18 protein-coding genes are annotated in these 19,459 nt (G+C 71.3%); 8 read left to right on the top strand and 10 right to left on the bottom strand.

The window, feature by feature from the left end:
• The 3 genes from L3078_RS13165 to panB all read right to left on the bottom strand — a co-directional run bounded on the left by L3078_RS13165 (position 1) and on the right by panB (position 2,899).
• Positions 1-819, bottom strand: coding sequence for an ABC transporter permease (locus tag L3078_RS13165; RefSeq protein WP_033527400.1), 819 nt, complete (start codon positions 817-819; stop codon positions 1-3).
• The gene (locus L3078_RS13160; RefSeq protein WP_239753704.1) at positions 816-1,841 is read right to left on the bottom strand and encodes an ATP-binding cassette domain-containing protein; all 1,026 of its coding nucleotides are present in this window, start codon (positions 1,839-1,841) and stop codon (positions 816-818) included. Before L3078_RS13160 ends, L3078_RS13165 begins: the two co-directional genes overlap by 4 nt.
• A 191-nt stretch (positions 1,842-2,032) precedes the next feature.
• Positions 2,033-2,899 carry a 3-methyl-2-oxobutanoate hydroxymethyltransferase gene (gene panB, locus L3078_RS13155; protein ID WP_045562832.1) on the bottom strand — a complete coding sequence of 289 codons (867 nt, stop codon included), beginning with the start codon at positions 2,897-2,899 and terminating at the stop codon, positions 2,033-2,035.
• 191 nt (positions 2,900-3,090) lie between these two features.
• On the opposite strand from panB, the gene L3078_RS13150 reads away from it, so the two are divergent.
• The 5 genes from L3078_RS13150 to L3078_RS13130 all read left to right on the top strand — a co-directional run bounded on the left by L3078_RS13150 (position 3,091) and on the right by L3078_RS13130 (position 8,654).
• A complete protein-coding gene (locus tag L3078_RS13150) occupies positions 3,091-4,668 on the top strand; it encodes an MFS transporter (protein WP_239753700.1) in 1,578 nt (525 codons plus the stop codon).
• A 79-nt stretch (positions 4,669-4,747) separates the two neighbouring features.
• Positions 4,748-5,380 carry a TetR/AcrR family transcriptional regulator gene (locus tag L3078_RS13145; RefSeq protein WP_239753698.1) on the top strand — a complete coding sequence of 211 codons (633 nt, stop codon included), beginning with the start codon at positions 4,748-4,750 and terminating at the stop codon, positions 5,378-5,380.
• A gap of 208 nt (positions 5,381-5,588) precedes the next feature.
• Positions 5,589-6,638, top strand: coding sequence for an endonuclease/exonuclease/phosphatase family protein (locus tag L3078_RS13140; RefSeq protein ID WP_239753697.1), 1,050 nt, complete (start codon positions 5,589-5,591; stop codon positions 6,636-6,638).
• A gap of 144 nt (positions 6,639-6,782) precedes the next feature.
• Positions 6,783-8,012 carry an MFS transporter gene (locus L3078_RS13135; RefSeq protein ID WP_239753688.1) on the top strand — a complete coding sequence of 410 codons (1,230 nt, stop codon included), beginning with the start codon at positions 6,783-6,785 and terminating at the stop codon, positions 8,010-8,012.
• 42 nt (positions 8,013-8,054) lie between these two features.
• Positions 8,055-8,654 carry a GNAT family N-acetyltransferase gene (locus L3078_RS13130; RefSeq protein WP_420864054.1) on the top strand — a complete coding sequence of 200 codons (600 nt, stop codon included), beginning with the start codon at positions 8,055-8,057 and terminating at the stop codon, positions 8,652-8,654.
• Between the two features lie 77 nt (positions 8,655-8,731).
• On the opposite strand, the gene L3078_RS13125 is transcribed toward L3078_RS13130, so the two are convergent.
• The 3 genes from L3078_RS13125 to L3078_RS13115 form a co-directional block, all read right to left on the bottom strand.
• A complete protein-coding gene (locus L3078_RS13125) occupies positions 8,732-10,486 on the bottom strand; it encodes an NAD+ synthase (protein WP_239753681.1) in 1,755 nt (584 codons plus the stop codon).
• A gap of 88 nt (positions 10,487-10,574) precedes the next feature.
• Entirely contained in the window at positions 10,575-11,198 is a 624-nt protein-coding gene (locus L3078_RS13120) for a DUF305 domain-containing protein (protein ID WP_239753666.1), read from the bottom strand.
• A gap of 60 nt (positions 11,199-11,258) precedes the next feature.
• Complete coding sequence (locus L3078_RS13115) at positions 11,259-11,921, bottom strand: DUF3105 domain-containing protein (RefSeq protein WP_239753665.1); 663 nt, start codon at positions 11,919-11,921, stop codon at positions 11,259-11,261.
• Between the two features lie 187 nt (positions 11,922-12,108).
• Here L3078_RS13115 and L3078_RS13110 point away from each other — a divergent pair, with 187 nt between their 5' ends.
• Together L3078_RS13110 and glnA are read left to right on the top strand one after the other, a co-directional pair.
• Positions 12,109-12,300 (top strand): hypothetical protein, encoded by a 192-nt coding sequence (locus L3078_RS13110; RefSeq protein ID WP_239753663.1) that lies wholly within the window; start codon positions 12,109-12,111, stop codon positions 12,298-12,300.
• A 27-nt stretch (positions 12,301-12,327) separates the two neighbouring features.
• Positions 12,328-13,689, top strand: a complete 1,362-nt coding sequence (gene glnA / locus L3078_RS13105; protein ID WP_239753628.1) for a type I glutamate--ammonia ligase — start codon at positions 12,328-12,330, stop codon at positions 13,687-13,689.
• A gap of 84 nt (positions 13,690-13,773) precedes the next feature.
• On the opposite strand, the gene L3078_RS13100 is transcribed toward glnA, so the two are convergent.
• The 4 genes from L3078_RS13100 to L3078_RS13085 form a co-directional block, all read right to left on the bottom strand.
• Positions 13,774-14,337, bottom strand: coding sequence for a dihydrofolate reductase family protein (locus L3078_RS13100; protein ID WP_239753625.1), 564 nt, complete (start codon positions 14,335-14,337; stop codon positions 13,774-13,776).
• A gap of 124 nt (positions 14,338-14,461) precedes the next feature.
• On the bottom strand, positions 14,462-15,025 hold the full coding sequence (locus L3078_RS13095; RefSeq protein ID WP_239753619.1) for a DUF4291 domain-containing protein: 564 nt from the start codon (positions 15,023-15,025) through the stop codon (positions 14,462-14,464).
• Positions 15,026-15,094: 69 nt separating this feature from the next.
• The gene (locus L3078_RS13090) at positions 15,095-15,541 is read right to left on the bottom strand and encodes a VOC family protein (protein ID WP_239753618.1); all 447 of its coding nucleotides are present in this window, start codon (positions 15,539-15,541) and stop codon (positions 15,095-15,097) included.
• A gap of 172 nt (positions 15,542-15,713) precedes the next feature.
• The gene (locus tag L3078_RS13085; protein ID WP_239753616.1) at positions 15,714-18,725 is read right to left on the bottom strand and encodes a bifunctional [glutamine synthetase] adenylyltransferase/[glutamine synthetase]-adenylyl-L-tyrosine phosphorylase; all 3,012 of its coding nucleotides are present in this window, start codon (positions 18,723-18,725) and stop codon (positions 15,714-15,716) included.
• 269 nt (positions 18,726-18,994) lie between these two features.
• Between L3078_RS13085 and L3078_RS13080 the strand changes: the two genes are divergently transcribed.
• Complete coding sequence (locus tag L3078_RS13080; protein ID WP_239753615.1) at positions 18,995-19,435, top strand: hypothetical protein; 441 nt, start codon at positions 18,995-18,997, stop codon at positions 19,433-19,435.
• The last annotated feature ends 24 nt before the right edge of the window (positions 19,436-19,459 follow it).

The following is a 19,459-nucleotide window of genomic DNA, read 5'->3' as shown; positions in this document are numbered from 1 at the left end:
TCAGTTCTTGGTCTTGAACTTGTGGATCGCGATGGGTGCCATGACCGCCGTCAGAGCCACCGACCAGCCGACGGTGACCAGCAGGTCATGGGCGACGGGGCCGCCCGTCATCAGCCCGCGCGCCGCGTCCGCGAGGGACGACAGCGGGTTGTAGTCGGTGAACGCCTGCAGCCAGCCCGGCATGGACTGCGTCGGCGCGAAGATCGACGAGCCGAACTGTAGCGGGAACAGGACCAGGAAGCCGACGCCCTGCACGGACTGCGCGCTGTTCAGCGTCACGCCGAGCACCAGGAAGATCCACATCAGGGACGAGCCGAAGACGACGGACAGACCCACCGCGGCGAACAGCCCCGGCCAGCTGGTGACGTCGAAGCCGACGAGGACACCGACGGTCAGCAGGATCGTCGTGGCGACCAGATTGCGCAGCAGCTCGACGGAGATCTTCGCGAGCAGCACCGAGGAACGGCCGATCGGCAGGGACCGGAAACGGTCCATGATGCCTTTCTGGAAATCCTCGTTGAACCCGGTGCCGACCCCCATGGCCATGTTCATGCCCGTCATCGCCATCAGGCCGGGCACCACGTACTGCACGTACTGCTCCTGGCCGCCGCCCAGCGCCTGCCCGATGGAGCCGCCGAAGACGTACACGAAGAGCAGGGTGAAGACGATCGGCATCAGGACCGCGTCGAACATCGACTCGGGGTTCTGCCGGATCCACAGCAGATTGCGCCGAATGAGCGCGCCGGTGTGCCGGGCATGGGCCCGCGGCCCGATCCGGCCGTCGGCCTCACCGGTGGTGGGCAGGGTGGCGGCACTCATACGGATACCTCTTCGTACGCGGGGGACGGGACGGCGTCCTGCGCCGCACTGGCCTTGTGACCGGTGAGCGACAGGAACACCTCGTCCAGGCTGGGCAGTTCGGTGCTGATCGAGGCGATGGTGACGCCGCGCGCGGTGATCGCGCCGACGACGGCGGTCAGCTGCTCGTCGCTGAGGATCGGCACGGAGAGGGTGCCGGTCTCGGCGTCCACGGTGGTGGTGGCGAGCCCGGTGATGCCCAGGCCGTCCAGCTCCGCGGCCAGCGGGCGCAGGTGCACCGGGTCGGCCGTCCGGACCCGGAGCGTACGCCCGCCGACCTGCGCCTTCAGCTCCTCGATCCGGCCGCCCGCGATGACCTTCCCCCGGTCGATCACGGTCAGCTCGGAGGCCAGCTGCTCGGCCTCCTCCATGTACTGGGTGGTCAGCAGCACGGTCACGCCGTCGCCGACCATCCGCTTCACCTCGGCCCACACCTCGTTGCGGGTGTGCGGGTCCAGACCGGTCGTCGGCTCGTCCAGGTACAGCACGGCCGGGCTGCCGATCATGGAAGCGGCCAGGTCGAGCCGCCGCCGCATCCCGCCGGAGTACGTCCCCGCCGGGCGCCCGGCGGCGTCGGTCAGCGAGAACCGCTCCAGCAGACCGGCCGCGCGGCTCTTCGCCTCCTTGCGGGGCAGGTCGAGCAGCCGGCCGATCATGTACAGGTTCTCGAAGCCGGACAGCTTCTCGTCCACGGAGGCGTACTGGCCGGTCAGGCCGATCACCCGGCGCAGCTGGCGCGGCTGCCGTACGACGTCGTACCCGGCCACGGTCGCCTGCCCCGCGTCCGGTGTGATCAGCGTGGACAGGCACCGCACGAGCGTGGTCTTGCCCGCCCCGTTGGGGCCGAGCACGCCCATCACCGTGCCCTCCCGCACGTCGAGGTCGACACCGTCCAGCGCCCTGGTCTCCCCGTAGTGCTTGACCAGCCCCCGCACGGCGACAGCGCCCTTCGCGCCGCTGGCGTTCTTGTCGATTCGTGTCATGAGGACGACGGTCCCAGAGCCGACCGACAGACCACCGACAGACCGCCTACACGCGGGAGAAGGTGACCAGGTTCTGCGGGCCTGAAAAGCATGGGGCGCAGCCCCTGCTTCTCAGGGGCGCGGGGAACTGCGCGACCAGCCCCCACGCACCCGCACCCGACAACGCACCCGGCCCAGCCGACCCGGAGGGCCTAGTGGACGGAGTGCTCCTCCAGCGGGAACGTCCCGCCCACGACGTCCTCCGCGAACGCCTTCGCCGCGTCCCCCATGACCGTACGGAGATCCGCGTACTTCTTGACGAACTTCGGCACCCGCCCACCCGTCAGCCCGAGCATGTCGGTCCACACGAGCACCTGCGCGTCCGTCTCGGCCCCGGCACCGATGCCGACCGTCGGAATGTGCAGCACCCGCGTGACCTCGGCCGCCAGCTCCGCGGGAACCAGCTCCAGGACGACCGCGAACGCGCCCGCGTCCTGGACGGCCTTGGCGTCGCGCAGCAACTGCTGCGCGGCCTCCTCGCCGCGCCCCTGCACGCGGTAGCCCATCGCGTTGACGGACTGCGGCGTGAGGCCGATGTGGGCCATCACGGGGATGCCGGACTCGACGAGCAGCTCGATCTGGCGGTGCGACCGCTCGCCGCCCTCCAGCTTGACCGCGCCGACCCCGGCCTCCTTGACCAGCCGGGTCGCCGAGCGCAGCGCCTGCACCGGGCCTTCCTGGTAGGAGCCGAAGGGCAGGTCGCCGACGATCAGGGCGCGGCTGGTGCCCCGTACGACGGCCGCGGAGAGCATGGTCATCTCGTCGAGGGTGACGGGCACGGTCGACTCGTACCCGAGGTGGCAGTTGCCCGCGGAGTCGCCGACGAGCATCACCGGGATGCCGGCCTCGTCGAAGACGGACGCGGTCATCGCGTCGTAGGCGGTGAGCATGGGCCACTTCTCGCCGCGTTCCTTGGCGAGGGCGATGTCCCGGACGGTGATACGGCGTGTGCCCTTGCCCCCGTACAGCGCCTTGCTCCCGTCGGAGGGCTTCGTCTGGGCAGCCGAAAGCTGCGTCATCGCTCCAGCTCCTTCATGTCATCTCGAGGCACCCTGACGGTGTCCCCGGACCACTTCCCATGGTGGCACCTAGGGCGGGGGAGGGCCAGAGCGGGTACGTGTGACCGTTCAGGCATACGGCGCGTAAGAGCCGGGTAAAAGATTTACGATACGAGACGGTCCCGTATCGAAATAGGTCTAGGGTCGACGACATGACTACCGCAGTCCCTGACTCCCGCATACCGGCGGCAGTGCACCGGCGCCGCTGGGCGATCCTCGGTGTGCTGATGCTGAGCCTGCTGATCGTGGTGCTCGACAACTCGATCCTCAACGTCGCCATCAAGACGATCTCCACCCCGGCGCCCACCGGGCTCGGCGCCACCCAGAGCGAGCTGGAGTGGGCGATCAACGCCTACACCCTGGTCTTCGCGGGGCTGCTGTTCTCCGCCGGTCTCCTCGGCGACCGCCTCGGCCGCAAGAAGGTGCTGCTCGGCGGACTCGTCGTCTTCGGCATCGGCTCCGCGCTGGCCGCCATCTCGGGCTCCCCGGGCGAGCTGATCGCCTTCCGCGCGGTCATGGGCCTCGGCGCCGCCTTCGTCATGCCCGCCACCCTCGCCGTCCTGATGAACGTCTTCGAACGCGACGAGCAGCCCAAGGCCATCGGCATCTGGGCGGGCGGAGTCGGCCTCGCCATCGCCATCGGCCCGATCACCGGCGGCCTCCTGCTCGACCACTTCTGGTGGGGCTCGGTCTTCCTGATCAACGTGCCGATCGTCGTCCTCGCCCTCGGCCTGATGCTCTGGCTGGTCCCCGACTCGCGCGACCCGAACCCCGGCCGCATCGACCCCGTCGGCGTCCTGCTCTCCGTGGTCGGCCTCGTCCTCCTCGTCTACGGCATCATCCGCGGCGGCCAGCTCGCCGACTTCACCGACGCCACGGTCCTCGCGCCCAGCCTGGGCGGCCTCGCCGTCCTCGCCGCCTTCGTCGTCTTCGAGAAGCGCAGCGACCACCCGTCCATCGACATGGACTTCTTCAAGAACAAGGTGTTCTCCGCCGCCATCGGCGTGATCGGCCTGGTCTTCTTCGCGCTGATGGGCGTGACCTTCTTCTCCGTCTTCTACACCCAGACCGTCCGCGGCTACTCCCCGCTCCAGACCGGCCTGTTGATGCTCCCGCTGGCCGTCGCCCAGCTCGTCTTCGCGCCCCGCGCCCGCCTCGTCGTCGACCGGTTCGGCAACAACGCGGTGTGCACGGCCGGCATGATCCTGATCGCCGCCATGCTGGCCGCGTTCGCCGTGCTGGACGCGGACACCCCGATCTGGATCCTCGAAGTCGTCTTCTTCTTCATGGGCGTCGGCATGGCGCACGTCATGACCCCGCTGAGCGTCGTCGTCATGCAGGCCCTGCCCCGCGAGAAGGCCGGCTCCGCGTCCGCGCTCAGCAACACCTTCCGGCAGGTCGGCGGCGCCCTCGGTATCGCCGTCCTCGGTTCGGTGCTCTCCACCGCCTACCGCGGGGACATCGAGGACAAGCTGCCGGACGGCGCCCCGCACGCCGCCGCCGAGTCCATCGAGGCCACTCTCGGGCTCGCCGCCCGCCTCGGCGAGCGGGGCGAGGCCCTGGTCACCCCCGCCCACGACGCCTTCCTGCACGCCATGCACGTGACCGCCCTGTGCGGGGCCGGTGTCGCCCTCCTCGGCGCGGTGGCCATGGCGGTGTTCCTGCCGGGACGGCCGAAGAGCGGCCAAGAGGGCGAGGAGGAGACGGAGTTGGTGGCCGCCGACCACTGACGGAGAATCGGACCGACGCGCGAGTGGGCCGAACGGAGCCACGAGCGAGCCGGCCAGCACACGAGAGACGGAGTCGACCTTGAGCCTCGCCGAGAGCCACGCCGAAGACGGGCGGGTCCGGGACGGCAGCCCCGTACGCGGACGGCCCCGCAGCGAGGCCGTGGAGCGGTCCATCATCGAGGGCGTCATGAGGCTCCTCGAAGAGGGCGTGCCGCTCGCGGAGTTGTCGATCGAGCGGGTGGCCCGCACCGCCGGTGTCGGCAAGGCGACCATCTACCGCCGCTGGAGCGGCAAGGAGGCCCTCTTCGTCGACGTACTGCGCGCCGCCGAACCCCCGGACCCGGTGCTGCCCGGCACCTCGATGCGCGACGACCTGGTCGTCTTCCTGGAGGCGGCACGCCGGCGCGGGCTGCTCAACCGGCCCTCGGCGATCCTGCACAACGTCATCGCCCAGATGAAGAGCAGCCCCAAGATCTGGGACGCCTACCACGCGGACGTCGTCGCCCCCCGCCGCCGGGCCCTCGCCGACGTCCTGCGCCGGGGCCGGGACAACGGCGAGCTCCGCCCGGACGTGGACATCGACCTCGTCGGCGACCTGGTCTTCGGCCCCATGCTGGTCCGCACCGTCATGCGCCCGGACGCCCCGCTCCCCGAGGACCTCGCGGAGAGGATCGTCGACACGGTCCTCGAAGGGCTCCGCCCTTCTGACTGACCGTCGGCAGTCTGCGAAGTGAGTCACAGTGATGTGCGCGTTTCGTTACAGACGTCGGGGCCTGTCCGGCGGTTCGGAACTCCGAACAGCGGGTTGTGCGTCCTTGCGCCCGTACGACCGCCCGGTGACGGCGGGAACGACGGCGATCATCCCCTAGGGTTTTTAGAGCGCGGGGGAAGAAGTGCACGGCAGGCAGTGAGGCGACGGTATGGCGCAGGCGTACATGACGGAGACGGGCGGCGGCGGCACCGGGCAGGGCCGCGAACAATCCCGGTTCCGGCGCCTGTTCGGCCGCCTCTTCGGCGGATGGAGAGGAGACCGGCGGATCTGGCGGCGCGGCATCGTCGTCGCGGTCCTCGCGGTTCTCGTCGCCCTGGTGATGGTGTTGCACGCCCAGGTCCCCAACGCCGTGGGCAATCTGGGCAGTCTGACCGAGACGTTCCTGCCCTGGTTCGGTCTCGCGATCCCGCTGCTGCTGATCCTCGCCCTGGTCCGCAAGTCGGCGACGGCGCTCATCGCGCTCCTGGTGCCCACGATCGTCTGGCTGAACATCTTCGGCGGACTCGTCACCAGCAAGACCGGCAGCGGCGGCGACCTCGCCGTCGTCACCCACAACGTCAACGCGGACAACGCCGACCCGTCCGGCACGGCCCGCGAGGTCGCCGCCTCCGGCGCGGACGTGGTGGCGCTGGAGGAACTCACCGAGAACGCGGTGCCGGTGTACGAGAAGGCGCTCGCGGCGACGTACCCGTACCACGAGGTCGTCGGCACGGTCGGGCTCTGGAGCAAGTACCGGATGAGCGACACCAAGCCCGTCGACATCAAGCTCGGCTGGGAGCGCGCGATGCGTTCGACGGTGGCGGCACCCGACGGGCCCGTCGCCGTCTACGTCGCCCATCTCCCCTCGGTACGGGTGAAGCTGGAGGCCGGGTTCACCGCCCGCCAGCGCGACAAGAGCGCCGACGCCCTCGGCGAGGCCATCGCCGACGAGCCGATCCAGCAGGTCGTCCTCCTCGGCGACCTCAACGGCACCATGAACGACCGCGCCCTGAACGCCGTCACCGCCCAGATGCGCTCCACCCAGGGCGCCGCGGGCAGCGGCTTCGGGTTCAGCTGGCCGGCGTCGTTCCCGATGGCCCGGATCGACCAGATCATGGTGCGCGGCATGGAACCCAGGGCGTCCTGGACCCTGCCGGAGACCGGCAGCGACCATCTGCCGGTGGCGGCGCGGGTGACGATCGACACGTCTGGAGGCTGACGGCGCAGGTGGGGCGGGGGAGCGGAACAGGGGAATAGGCCACCGGTTCGAGTTTGTTCCGTCAATGAACATACGATGGAACGGAACCGATTCCTTCCTTTCCCTCCCCCTGTCCTACCGCACCCTTCGAAAGGTCTCCCCGTCATGCCTTTGGCCCTGCTCGCTCTCGCCGTAGGCGCCTTCGGAATCGGCACGACCGAGTTCGTCATCATGGGTCTCCTCCCCGAGGTCGCCGCCGACCTCGGCATCACGATCCCCGCAGCCGGCCACCTCGTCTCCGCGTACGCGCTCGGCGTCGTCATCGGCGCCCCGCTGCTCGCCGCGGCCACCGCCCGGATGCCCCGCCGCAAGGTCCTGATCGGGCTGATGCTCCTCTTCGTCGCCGGCAACGCGCTCTCCGCACTCGCCCCCGACGAGCACTGGCTGCTCGCCGCCCGCTTCCTCAGCGGCCTGCCGCACGGCGCCTTCTTCGGCGTCGGCGCGGTCGTCGCGACCGGCCTCGTGGCGCCGGAGCGCAAGGCCCGCTCGGTCTCGCTGATGTTCCTGGGCCTGACGATCGCCAACGTCGCCGGAGTCCCGGCCGCGACCCTCGTGGGCCAGCACTTCGGCTGGCGGATCACCTTCCTCGGCGTCAGCGCGATCGGCCTCGCCGCCATCGCCTCCCTCGCCCTCCTGCTGCCGGACGACAGGACGGACGCCCCCTCCACCGGCCTGCGCGGCGAACTGGGCGCCCTGCGCTCCCTGCCCGTCTGGCTCGCCCTCGGCACGACCGTCGCCGGCTTCGGCGCCCTCTTCTCCGCCTACAGCTACATCACGCCGATGCTCACGGACTCCGCCGGGTACGCCGAGACCAGCGTGACCCTGCTGCTCGCGCTGTTCGGCGTCGGCGCGACCATCGGCAACCTGGCCGGCGGGCGCCTCGCCGACCACTCCCTGCGCGGCACCCTCTTCGGCGGCCTGGCGTCCCTGATCCTCGTCCTGGCCCTCTTCCCGGTCCTCATGACCGCGCAGTGGAGCGCCGCCCTGGCCGTCCTCCTCCTCGGCGTCGCGGCCTTCGCCACCGGCTCGCCCCTGCAGCTGATGGTCATGGAGAAGGCCGCCGCCGCTCCCTCCCTCGCCTCCTCCGCCAACCAGGCCGCCTTCAACCTCGCCAACGCGGGCGGCGCCTGGATCGGCGGCCTCGCCCTGACCGCCGGCCTCGGCACGACGGCCCCGGCCACCGCGGGCGCGGCCCTCGCCCTGATCGGCCTCGCGGTCGCGGCGGTGTCCTACGCCGTCGACACCCGCCGGACACCGACCCCCGTCCCGCACCGCGGCCGCGTGGTGGCGTCCCATGTGCCGGGGGAGTCGGAGACGGTGCGGGTGGGGGCGTAATCGCCTCGCCCGTCTGCCGCTCCCGGATCTACGCTCGCGGCCATGACCGCACACGACACGTCCGACCGGCCGCCGTTCGCTCCGAGTGGTGCGGGGCCGGTGATCAGGCAGGAGAGCGCCGACGATCACCGAGGGGTGCGCGAGGTTCATGCGCGCGCCTTCGGTGACGACGAGCGGATCCCCAGGCTCGTGGAGGCGCTGCGCGCCACGCCCGCCGCGACGGCACCGCTCTCCTTCGTCGCCACCGTGGACGACCGGATCGTCGGACACGTCCTGCTGAGCGCGGGGCGCCTGGACGCCCCGCGTCGGATCGTGGACGTGCTGACCCTGTCGCCGCTGGGCGTGCTCCCGGAGTTCCAGCGTCAGGGCATCGGCACCCGGCTCGTCGCGCACGCCCTCGCGGCGGCGGACGGCCAGGGCGTGCCGCTGGTCTTCCTGGAAGGGGCGCCGCACTACTACGGCGAGCGCGGCTTCGAGGGCGCCGCGGCGGCGGGCTTCCGCTCGCCGTCACTGCGCATCCCCGAGGCCGCGTTCCAGGTCGCCCGTCTCTCCGCCCACGAGCCGTGGATGACGGGCACCTTCGTCTACACGGACGTCTTCTGGGCCCTCGACTGCGTCGGCCTGCGCGAACCGGAGGCCTGAGAGCCCGAGTTCTACGATCCGGGGTCTGCGCGGGCCGGGGGCCTGAGGGACCAGCCCCCAGGCCCCCGGCCCGGCGCCTACGCCTGCTCGCGCCAGCGGTTCGTGATCGGGAGTCGGCGGTCCTTGCCGAAGCCCTTCGGGGAGATCTTCGTGCCCGGCGGGTACTGGCGCCGCTTGTACTCGGCGGTGTCGACCATGCGCAGGGTCTTGACGACCAGGTCCCGGTCGAAACCGGCGGCGACGATCGCGTCGGCGCCCTGGTCGCGGTCGACGTAGAGCTCCAGGATCGCGTCCAGGACGGGGTAGTCCGGGAGGGAGTCCGTGTCGACCTGGCCGGGGCGGAGTTCCGCGCTCGGGGGCTTGGAGATGGAGTTCTCCGGGATCGGCGGGGTCTGGCCCCGCTCGACCGCCGCCCGGTTGCGCCACTCCGCGAGGCGGAAGATCGACGTCTTGTACACGTCCTTGATGGGGCCGTACGCGCCCACCGAGTCGCCGTACAGCGTCGAGTACCCCACCGCCAGCTCCGACTTGTTGCCGGGCGCGAGCACGATGTGGCCCTCCTGGTTGGAGATCGCCATCAGCAGCGTGCCGCGCAGCCGCGACTGGAGGTTCTCCTCGGCCAGCCCCGTCAGCTCGGTCGAGGACATGTACGCGTCGAACATCGGCTCGATCGGGATCGTGCGGAAGTTCAGCCCCGTCCGCCGCGCCAGCTCCGCCGCGTCGCCCTTGGAGTGGTCCGACGAGTACTTCGACGGCATGGACACGCCGTACACGTTCTGCGCGCCCAGCGCGTCGCACGCGATCGCCGCGACGAGCGCCGAGTCGATACCGCCGGAGAGCCCGATCAGCACGGACGAGAAGCCGTTCTTCGCGGCGTACGCCCGCAGGCCCACCACCAGCGCCGAGTACACCTCCTCGTCGTCGTCGAGGCGCTCCGCGTACCCGCCGGTCAGCTCCGGCTCGTACGCGGGCAGAGGCTCCTCGGAGATCACGAGCCGGTCGATGCGCAGCCCGTCGTCCACGACGCCCGTGACCGGTTCGGCGGCGGCCGCCGGGAGGTCCAGGTCCAGGACCACGCATCCCTCCGCGAACTGCGGCGCCCGCGCGACCACTTCGCCGTGCTTGTCGACGACGATCGAGTCACCGTCGAAGACCAGCTCGTCCTGGCCGCCGATCATCGCCAGGTACGCGGTCGTGCAGCCGGCCTCCTGGGCCCGCTTGCGCACCAGTTCGAGCCGGGTGTCGTCCTTGTCGCGCTCGTACGGCGAGGCGTTGATGGAGAGCAGCAGCCCGGCCCCGGCGGACCGGGCGGCCGGGACGCGGCCGCCGTCCTGCCAGAGGTCCTCGCAGATGGCGAGAGCGATGTCGACGCCGTGGAGTCGCAGCACCGGCATGGTGTCGCCGGGCACGAAGTAGCGGAACTCGTCGAACACGCCGTAGTTGGGGAGGTGGTGCTTGGCGTAGGTGAGCGCCACCTCGCCCCGGTGCAGCACCGCGCCCGCGTTCCGGGGCGCCCCGGCCGGCTGGCCGTACTTCGGCGCGGCGGACTCGGAACGGTCGAGGTAGCCGACGATCACCGGGAGCTCCCCGAAGCCCTCGTCGGCGAGCCGCGCGGCGAGCGCCCTCAGCGCGGCGCGCGACGCCTCCACGAAGGAGCCGCGCAGCGCCAGGTCCTCGACGGGGTATCCGGTCAGCACCATCTCGGGGAACGCCACGAGATGCGCTCCCTGCTCGGCGGAGTGCCGGGTCCAGCGGACCACCGCCTCGGCGTTCCCGGCGATGTCGCCGACCGTCGAGTCGATCTGATTCAAAGCGAGACGAAGTTGAGGCACGCGGCCCAGTGTAATCGTCAGAGCGACGCAATGGGGTGTGGGGCACCCCACGTTCGAAGCGCCGCACCCCAACCGCGGTCCACCGGCGTCAGGATCGCGGCGCGGCGCCCCGGTCCTTCAGCATGCGGGTCATCAAGGAGATCTCGGACTCCTGGCCGTTCACCATGCCCTGGGCGAGCTTCTTCTCCACGCCGACCGTGCACTTGGTGACACAGCCCTCCGCCATGTGGATGCCGCCCTTGTGGTGGTCGGTCATCAGCTGGAGGAAGAAGATCTCGGCCTGCTTGCCGTTCAGCTTGCCGAGCTTGTCCATCTCGGTGTCGGTCGCCATCCCCGGCATCAGCGCGCCGTCCTCGCCGGAGGCCATGTCGCCCATGCCCATCCAGGCCATCGGCTTGTCGGACGACACCTTCGGCAGACCCCAGAGGTCGAGCCAGCCGATCATCATGCCGCGCTGGTTGGCCTGCGTCTGCGCGATGTCGTACGCGAGCCGCCGGACCTCCTCGTCGTCCGTCCGGTCGCGCACGAGGTACGACATCTCGACGGCCTGCTGGTGGTGGACGGCCATGTCCCGGGCGAACCCCGCGTCGGCGGAGTCGGCGGCGGGGGCCTTCAGCCCCGAGTCGTCCCCGTCGGCGACCGCGTACGTGATCGCCCCGGCCGCGACGAGCACCGCCGCGGCCCCGGAGGCGATCCAACCGATGTGCTTCATGCTTCCCACTGTGCCAGGCCCGCTGTCGTCACTCACTCGTCGCTCGTCGGTCGCTGGCTGTCAGGAGACGCCGTTGGTGCAGGCGGCACCCGGCTCGGGCGTCTGCTCGCCCTGGACGTAGGTCTCGAGGAACTTGTCGACGTTCGGGTCCTTCGCGCCGGTCACCGTGCGCTGGTGGCCCCAGGCGCTCAGCATGATCGGGTCCTTCTGGTCCTCGACCGGGCTCATCAGCGTGTACGGGGTCTTCTTGACCTTCTCCGCGAGCGCCTTGACGTCGGCCTCGGAGGCCTTGCCGTTGTACGTCACCCAGACCGCGCCGTGCTCCAGCGAGTGCACGGCGTTCTCGTTCTTGATCGCCTTGTCGTAGACGTCGCCGTTGCAGTTCTGCCAGACAGGGTTGTGGTCGCCGCCCACCGGGGGCTCCATCGGATACGTCACGGACTTGGTGACGTGGTTCTGGCTGAGCTTGGTGCTCCAGGTCTTCACACCGTCCGAGCCGGTCTCCCACTTGCCGCCCGACTTGGAGTCACTGGCCACGCTGCCGCCGTTGTCGTCGGACTGCGAGCGGATCAGGACCGTCCCGCCCACGACGAGGCCGGCGACTATCAGCACGCTGGCGCCGATCGTGAGGATGCGGTTCCGGCGCTCACGGGAGCGCTCGGCACGGCGCATCGCCTCGATGCGCGCCTTGCGGTCCCCGCTGCTGTTGGTCTTGGCGGCCATGGGTTGTGTCCTTAGTGGGGGATGGGTCGGATGGGGCGGTCGGATCCACTGATCGTAATTTGATCCGCTCCCTCGCGTAAACGAGGGATCCCGTCTCCCATGCTGCCCCCCGGCCACGGATGCCGCCCGGCTTTCGGGGCAGGCGTGACGGGCGCCCGGCGGATGTCCGCCCCTGTGGGCGTTACGTATGTCGGCGCGAGCAGGCAAGATGGGCGGCAGAGCGGTTGGGCGGCACGGCGGGCGCTACACCTGCCGTACGCCGGGCGTTCTCCTGGAGGTCGCTCTGTCGATCAAGGTGCGCAACGCGCGCGAAATGGTGTTGTGGTGGGATGCTCAGGTGCCCGACCGCCTCCCGTGGCTCGGGAGCAAGGCGGCCTGACCAGCAAGGAATGGGTGGAAGCGGAAGATGGACAAGCAGCAGGAGTTCGTGCTCCGTACGTTGGAGGAGCGCGACATCCGTTTCGTACGCCTGTGGTTCACGGACGTGCTGGGCTTCCTGAAGTCCGTGGCCGTGGCCCCCGCCGAGCTGGAACAGGCGTTTGACGAGGGCATCGGCTTCGACGGCTCGGCCATCGAGGGCTTCGCCCGGGTGTACGAGTCCGACATGATCGCCAAGCCGGACCCGTCGACCTTCCAGGTCCTGCCGTGGCGCGCGGAGGCCCCCGGCACCGCCCGGATGTTCTGCGACATCCTCATGCCGGACGGCTCCCCGTCCTTCGCGGACCCCCGCTACGTGCTGAAGCGGTCCCTGGCCAAGGCCTCCGACCTGGGCTTCACCTTCTACACCCACCCCGAGATCGAGTTCTTCCTGCTGAAGGACAAGCCGGTCGACGGCTCCCGTCCGACCCCGGCCGACAACTCGGGCTACTTCGACCACACCCCGCAGAACGTCGGCATGGACTTCCGCCGCCAGGCGATCACCATGCTGGAGTCCATGGGCATCTCGGTCGAGTTCTCCCACCACGAGGGCGCCCCCGGCCAGCAGGAGATCGACCTCCGCTACGCCGACGCGCTCTCCACGGCCGACAACATCATGACGTTCCGCCTGGTCATGAAGCAGGTGGCGCTGGAGCAGGGCGTCCAGGCGACGTTCATGCCGAAGCCGTTCTCCGAGCACCCGGGCTCGGGCATGCACACCCACCTCTCCCTCTTCGAGGGCGACCGGAACGCGTTCTACGAGTCCGGCGCGGAGTACCAGCTCTCCAAGGTCGGCCGCTCCTTCATCGCGGGCCTGCTGAAGCACGCCGCCGAGATCGCCGCCGTGACCAACCAGTGGGTCAACTCCTACAAGCGCATCTGGGGCGGCTCCGAGCGCACGGCGGGCGCCGGCGGCGAGGCCCCCTCGTACATCTGCTGGGGCCACAACAACCGCTCCGCCCTGGTCCGCGTCCCCATGTACAAGCCCGGCAAGACGGGCTCGGCCCGGGTCGAGGTCCGCTCCCTGGACTCCGGCGCGAACCCCTACCTCGCCTACGCCATGCTGCTGGCCGCCGGCCTCAAGGGCATCGAGGAGGGCTACGAGCTGCCGCCGGGCGCCGAGGACGACGTCTGGGCCCTCTCGGACGCCGAGCGCCGCGCCATGGGCATCGAGCCGCTCCCGCAGAACCTCGGCGAGGCGCTCTCCCTCATGGAACGCAGCGACCTCGTCGCCGAGACCCTCGGCGAACACGTCTTCGACTTCTTCCTGCGCAACAAGCGCCAGGAGTGGGAGGAGTACCGCTCCGAGGTGACCGCGTTCGAGCTGCGGAAGAACCTGCCGGTGCTGTAGCCGCAGGCCGGAGAGGTACTCGTTCTCGCTGTGGCTGGGGCCGACGGTCGTGGACCGTCGGCCCCAGCCGGTGCGGCGGGCCCCCTAGCGGGTCACTCGGTGGCGGAGGTAGACGACCTTCGAGGCGAAGGTGCGGGTCTCGACGAGTTCGAGGTCGAGCCGGTGCTCGTTGCGGGGGAAGAAGGGGGTGCCGCCGCCGACCAGCACCGGGTAGACCATGGCCCGGTACTCGTCGATCAGACCCGCGTCGGACGCCTGGGCGGCGAGCGTCGCGCCGCCGATCGCGATCTCGCCCTCTCCCGGCTCGGCGCGCAACCGCTCGATCTCCTCCGCCACATTGCCGGAGGCCAGGCGGGCCCGGCCCTCCACCGCCGACAGCGTCCTGGAGAACACCACCTTCGGCAGCGGGTTCCAGAGCGCGACCCACTCCCGTTCCGCCTCGCCGAGCGAGGGGTCCTGGGCGGCGGTCTCCCAGTACAGCATCGTCTCGTACAGCCGCCGTCCCATCAGGTGGACGCCGACGTCCCGGATCTCGTCGATCCAGAAGCGGAAGATCTCCTCGTCGAACCCCGGCCAGTCGAAACTGCCGTCCGGCCCGACGATGTAGCCGTCCAGGGAGACGCTCATCGAATAGGTCACGCTGCGCATCAGGAGCCTCCTCGGTGACGGATCCGACAGTACGGCCACCGGACGCCCACCGTGACGCACACAGCGAAGGCCGAACCCAGGAAAGCCGTCGACCGCGAAGGCCGCCGTCACGCCGCGCGAGGGCTCAGCGCGGCGTGCGCAGGCGCTCCAGCGCCGGGGGCAGCGGATAGACGCGCTCGGCGGGGAACAGGCGCTGGGCCTTGGCGGTCTGCCCGGACCGCACCAGGGCCGCGGCCTTGTGGACCTTGGGGGTGAGGTCCGTGAGGCCGACGACCCACTCGTCGGTGAAGGTCCGGATCAGATGGCGGCCGATGCCGACCTGGATGCTGTAGTGGTTCAGCGCGGCCCCGCGCGCCGTGCGCTCCGGGTCCCATTGGACATGGACGGCGGCCCGGGCCACCGCCGCCGGGTCCGCCGTCGTCAGCACCGCCCGGGACAGCGCCTCCTCCCAGCCCTCGCGGGTGATCCGCACCGCGAGCACCCGCTCCTGGCCGGACTTGCCGGCCCAGTTGCTGCGGTGCATCAGCCACAGGAACGACGGCTTGATCCACGTCATCCGACCGAACGAGAACGGCTCGACGAACCGGCCCGCCCGCAGCGCCGCGTCGGCGATCGCGGGTGCGTACGCCTGGTACACCACGATCGTGCGGGCGTCGTAGTCGGCACGGATCTCGTACGGGGAAGCCATGCCCGGCACCCTGCCAGCGGCCGGGCGGCGGCCGCGAGCGAATTTCCCCGCCCGGCGGCCGCGGCCGGACTACTGCCGTTCCGCCAGCTCCGCCAGCACCTGGTGCAGCGGCTCCGTGGCCCTGCGCCGGTACTCCTGGACCGACCAGCCGTTGCCGTCCGGGTCCTTGAAGTACATGAAGGTGGCGCCGTCGTCGGGGGCATACTGGACGGGTTCGGAGACGTCGAGGCCGCGTTCGCGGAGTTCGGCGTGGGCGGCCTTGATGTCGGTGACGCAGAGCTGGAGGCCCTGGTAGGAGCCGGGGGTCGGCTTGGTCTCGCCCTGGGCCATGTCCCAGATGGCGTCACCGAGGGCGATCGAACAGCCGGAGCCGGGCGGAGTCAGCTGGACGATCCGCATGCCCGGCATGACCTCCTGGTCGATGTCGACGTGGAAACCGACCTTGTCCCGGTAGAAGTCCCGGGCCCGGTCGATGTCGCTCACGGGCAGCGGAATCACTTCGAGCGTGTACTGCATCCCTCGTCCTCCAAGTCGCCTTCGACTTCTCGCCTCGGCCGTACCGCCACCGCGTCCGGAGGTACGGCTCCCCCTACCGAAGCCGAAAACCGCGCCGGGCGCCACCGAGAACCCGAAGCCCGCCCGCACCGCCCCGCCCACGGCCGCGGATCTCGTGCTCCTCCGGCGGGGCTCACCCCCCGTAGAAGAGCTCGTCCACCACCGCCCGAGCCCGTCGGGTGATCCGGCGGTAGTCGTCGAGCATGTCGCCCACATGGCCGGGGCCGTACCCCAGATACCGGCCCACGGCGGCGAGTTCGCGGCCGTGGGAGGGGAACGTGTCGCCCGCGCGGCCCCGTACGAGCATCACGGCGTTGCGGACGCGGGTGGCCAGCACCCAGGCCTCGTCCAGTATGGCCGCGTCCTCGGCGCCCACCAGGCCGGCCTCGCGGGCGGCGGCCAGGGCCTCGCGGGTGCGGGTCGTGCGCAGGCCCGACTCACGGTGGCCGTGCTGGAGTTGGAGCAACTGGACGGTCCACTCGACGTCGGAGAGACCGCCGCGGCCGAGCTTGGTGTGCAGGGTCGGATCGGCGCCGCGCGGCAACCGCTCCGACTCCATACGGGCCTTGATGCGCCGGATCTCGCGCACGGCGTCGTCGCCGAGCCCGTCCGCCGGGTACCGCAGCGGATCGACGAGGTCGATGAAGCGGCGGCCCAACTCCGCGTCCCCGGCGACCGGTTCGGCGCGCAGCAGCGCCTGCGACTCCCACACCAGCGACCACCGGCGGTAGTAGGCCTCGTACGACTTCAGCGTCCGTACGAGCGGGCCGGTCTTGCCCTCGGGGCGCAGGTCCGCGTCGATGAGGAGGGGCGGGTCGGCGCTCGGGAGCTGGAGCAGGCGGCGCATCTCGGAGACGACCGCGTTCGCGGCTCGGGCCGCCTCCTGTTCGTCGGCGCCCTCCTGCGGCTCGTGGACGAACAGCACGTCGGCGTCGGAGCCGTAGCCCAGTTCGTGGCCGCCGAAGCGGCCCATGCCGATCACCGCGAAGCGGGTGGGGAGGGTGTCGCCCCAGCCCTCGCGGACCACGGCGCGCAGGGTGCCCGCGAGCGTCGCGGCCGTGAGGTCGGAGACCGCGCCGCCGACGAGGTCCACCAGGGCGCCCTGGTCGGCGGTGGCCGGGGTGGACTCGGTGCCGTAGGAGCCGACGATGTCCATGGCGGCCGTACGGAACAGTTCCCGGCGGCGGACGCCGCGCGCGGCCGTCACACCCTGCTGGGCGCCGTCGGCCCGGCCCACGGCGGCGAGGATCTCCTGTTCCAGGTGGGCGCGTTCCCGGGGTTCGAGACCACCGGCGCCACCGGCGACCCCGTCCCCGTCGCCGAGCAGGGAGACCGCCTCGGGGGCGCGCATGAGCAGGTCGGGGGCCAGGCGCCCCGCGGAGAGCACGCGCGCCAGGTTCTCCGCCGCCGCGCCCTCGTCACGCAACAGCCGCAGGTACCACGGGGTCCGGCCGAGCGCGTCGGAGACCTTGCGGAAGTTGAGCAGGCCCGCGTCGGGGTCGGCGGAGTCGGCGAACCAGCCCAACAGCACGGGCAGCAGCGTGCGTTGGATGGCCGCCTTGCGGGAGACGCCGGAGGCCAGGGCCTCCAGGTGGCGCAGCGCCGAGGCCGGGTCGGCGTAGCCGAGGGCGACGAGCCGTTCGCGGGCCGCGTCGGCGCTCAACCTGGTCTCGCCGGGCGCCAGTTGGGCGACGGCGTCGAGGAGCGGCCGGTAGAAGAGCTTCTCGTGCAGCCGTCGTACGACGGCCGCGTGGCGCCGCCACTCGCGGTTCAGGTCGGCGATCGGATCGGTGCGCAGACCGAGCGAGCGGCCGATGCGCCGCAGGTCGTCGTCGCCCTCGGGGACGAGGTGGGTGCGGCGCAGCCGGTAGAGCTGGATGCGGTGCTCCATGGACCGCAGGAAGCGGTAGGCCGCGTCGAGCTGGGCCGCGTCGGTCCGGCCCACGTACCCGCCGGCGGCCAGCGCGCCCAGCGCGTCGAGGGTGGTCCCGCTGCGCAGGGACGTGTCCGCGCGTCCGTGCACGAGCTGCAGCATCTGCACGGCGAACTCGACGTCCCGCAACCCGCCCGGCCCGAGCTTGAGTTGCCGGTCCACCTCGGCCGCCGGGATGTTCTCGACCACGCGGCGCCGCATGCTCTGCACGTCGGTGACGAAGTTGTCCCGCTCGGCCGCCTTCCAGACGAGCGGTTCGAGCGCGGCGACGTACGCCTCGCCCAGTTCCAGGTCCCCGGCGACCGGCCGGGCCTTCAGCAGTGCCTGGAACTCCCAGGTCTTCGCCCACCGTTGGTAGTACGCCAGATGGCTGCTGAGGGTCCGCACGAGCGGGCCGTTGCGCCCCTCCGGCCGCAGATTGGCGTCGACCGGCCAGATGCTGCCCTCGACGGTCGTCTCGGAGCAGATCCGCATCATGTGCGAGGCGAGCCGGGTGGCGGCCCGGATCGCCTTCTGCTCGTCGGCCCCGTCCGCCGTCTCCCCGACGAAGATGACGTCGACGTCGGAGACGTAGTTGAGTTCGTGGCCGCCGCACTTACCCATCGCGATCACCGCGAGCCGGCACAGCGCCGCGTCCTCCGGCGCGGCGGCGCGGGCGATCGCGAGGGCGGCGCGCAGCGTGGCGGTGGCGAGGTCGGCGAGCTCGGCGGCGGCCTGGGCGACGTCCGTCGTGCCGCAGACGTCACGGGCGGCGATGGAGAGCAGGCAGCGGCGGTAGGCGACCCGGAGGGAGACGGGGTCGGTGGCCTCCGCGAGCCCCCGCTCGAACTCCTCGACGCCCGGGTGCAGATCGCGCGGCTCGTACGTCACGAGCGCCTGCCAGTCCTGCGCGTGCCGGGCCAGATGGTCACCGAGCGCGGCGGACGCGCCGAGCACCCCCAGCAGCCGGTCCCGCAGCGGCTTGGCCGCTATCAACGTGTCCAGCACCGCCCGCCGGGCCGTACGGTCCGGTTGCGCCTCCAGCAGCCGTACGAGGCCCAGCAGCGCGAGGTTGGGGTCGGCGGTCGCCCCGAGCGCGTCCAGCAGGACCGGGTCGTTCCGTACGGCCGACAGTTCCTCGCTCTCCAGCAGCCGCTCGGCGGCGCCGGCGTCGGTGAAACCGTGCCGCAGCAGTCGCGAGAACGTGCTGCTCCTGCGCCCCGGCGCCGTCATCCCAGGCCTCCCGTCGGATCAAGCCCGCTCGTCCACTCGTCCGCCCACCCGATCGCCCGACTCCGCCGATCAAGGTCGTACGGGCACGAGCCTAGCCGCAGTGCCTGCGAGAAGCGCCGGTCGGCCGGGGGCGGGCCCCGGGCGTCGGCGCCTCCGGGGAGGCCGACGGGTTCGAGGTGCCGCGGCGCAGGAGGGGCGGGGCGGGGCGGTGGATCGGTGCCCTCGTCCGGACCGGCCGCACCCGCCCCGACCACGGTTAGTCTGCGCATGTGGGTGAAGAAGAGGGCGCGGAGGGCGACAGAGGCGGTGCCGTACGGCGCTCCTCGTGGGGGACCGTGCTGGTCTCGGAGCCCGTGGTCACGACGGTGTGGCTGGAGCTCGTCGGTCTCGCCGTCGCCGGGATCGCCGCGCTGGTGGGGTCGCTCTTCGGCTGGCTGCCCGAACCCGCTCTCGTCGCGACGCTGGTCGGTATGGCCTCGTTCGGGCCCGCGGTCGAGCGGTACCGGGCGGGGCGTCCACCCCGTGGACGTGCGGTCGCCGCCGCGTTCCTGACGCTGGCGACGGTGGCCCTGTCGGTGGCCGCGGCGACGAACTGGGCCCTCCCCCCGACGGCCGACCAGGGCATCGGACTCGTGGTCGGCTATGTCGTCGGGATGCCCGCGGGTGTGGCCGTGCTGGTCCGGTCGCTCGACCCGCCGGACGCCGGGTGACGCGCGGCGGGCCGGGCGGGGTGC

The sequence above is a fragment of the Streptomyces deccanensis genome (assembly GCF_022385335.1).
Taxonomy (GTDB): Bacteria; Actinomycetota; Actinomycetes; order Streptomycetales; family Streptomycetaceae; genus Streptomyces; species Streptomyces deccanensis.
The sequence above is the reverse complement of the archived record's forward strand: the minus strand, read 5'-3'. Positions and strand labels throughout refer to the sequence as shown.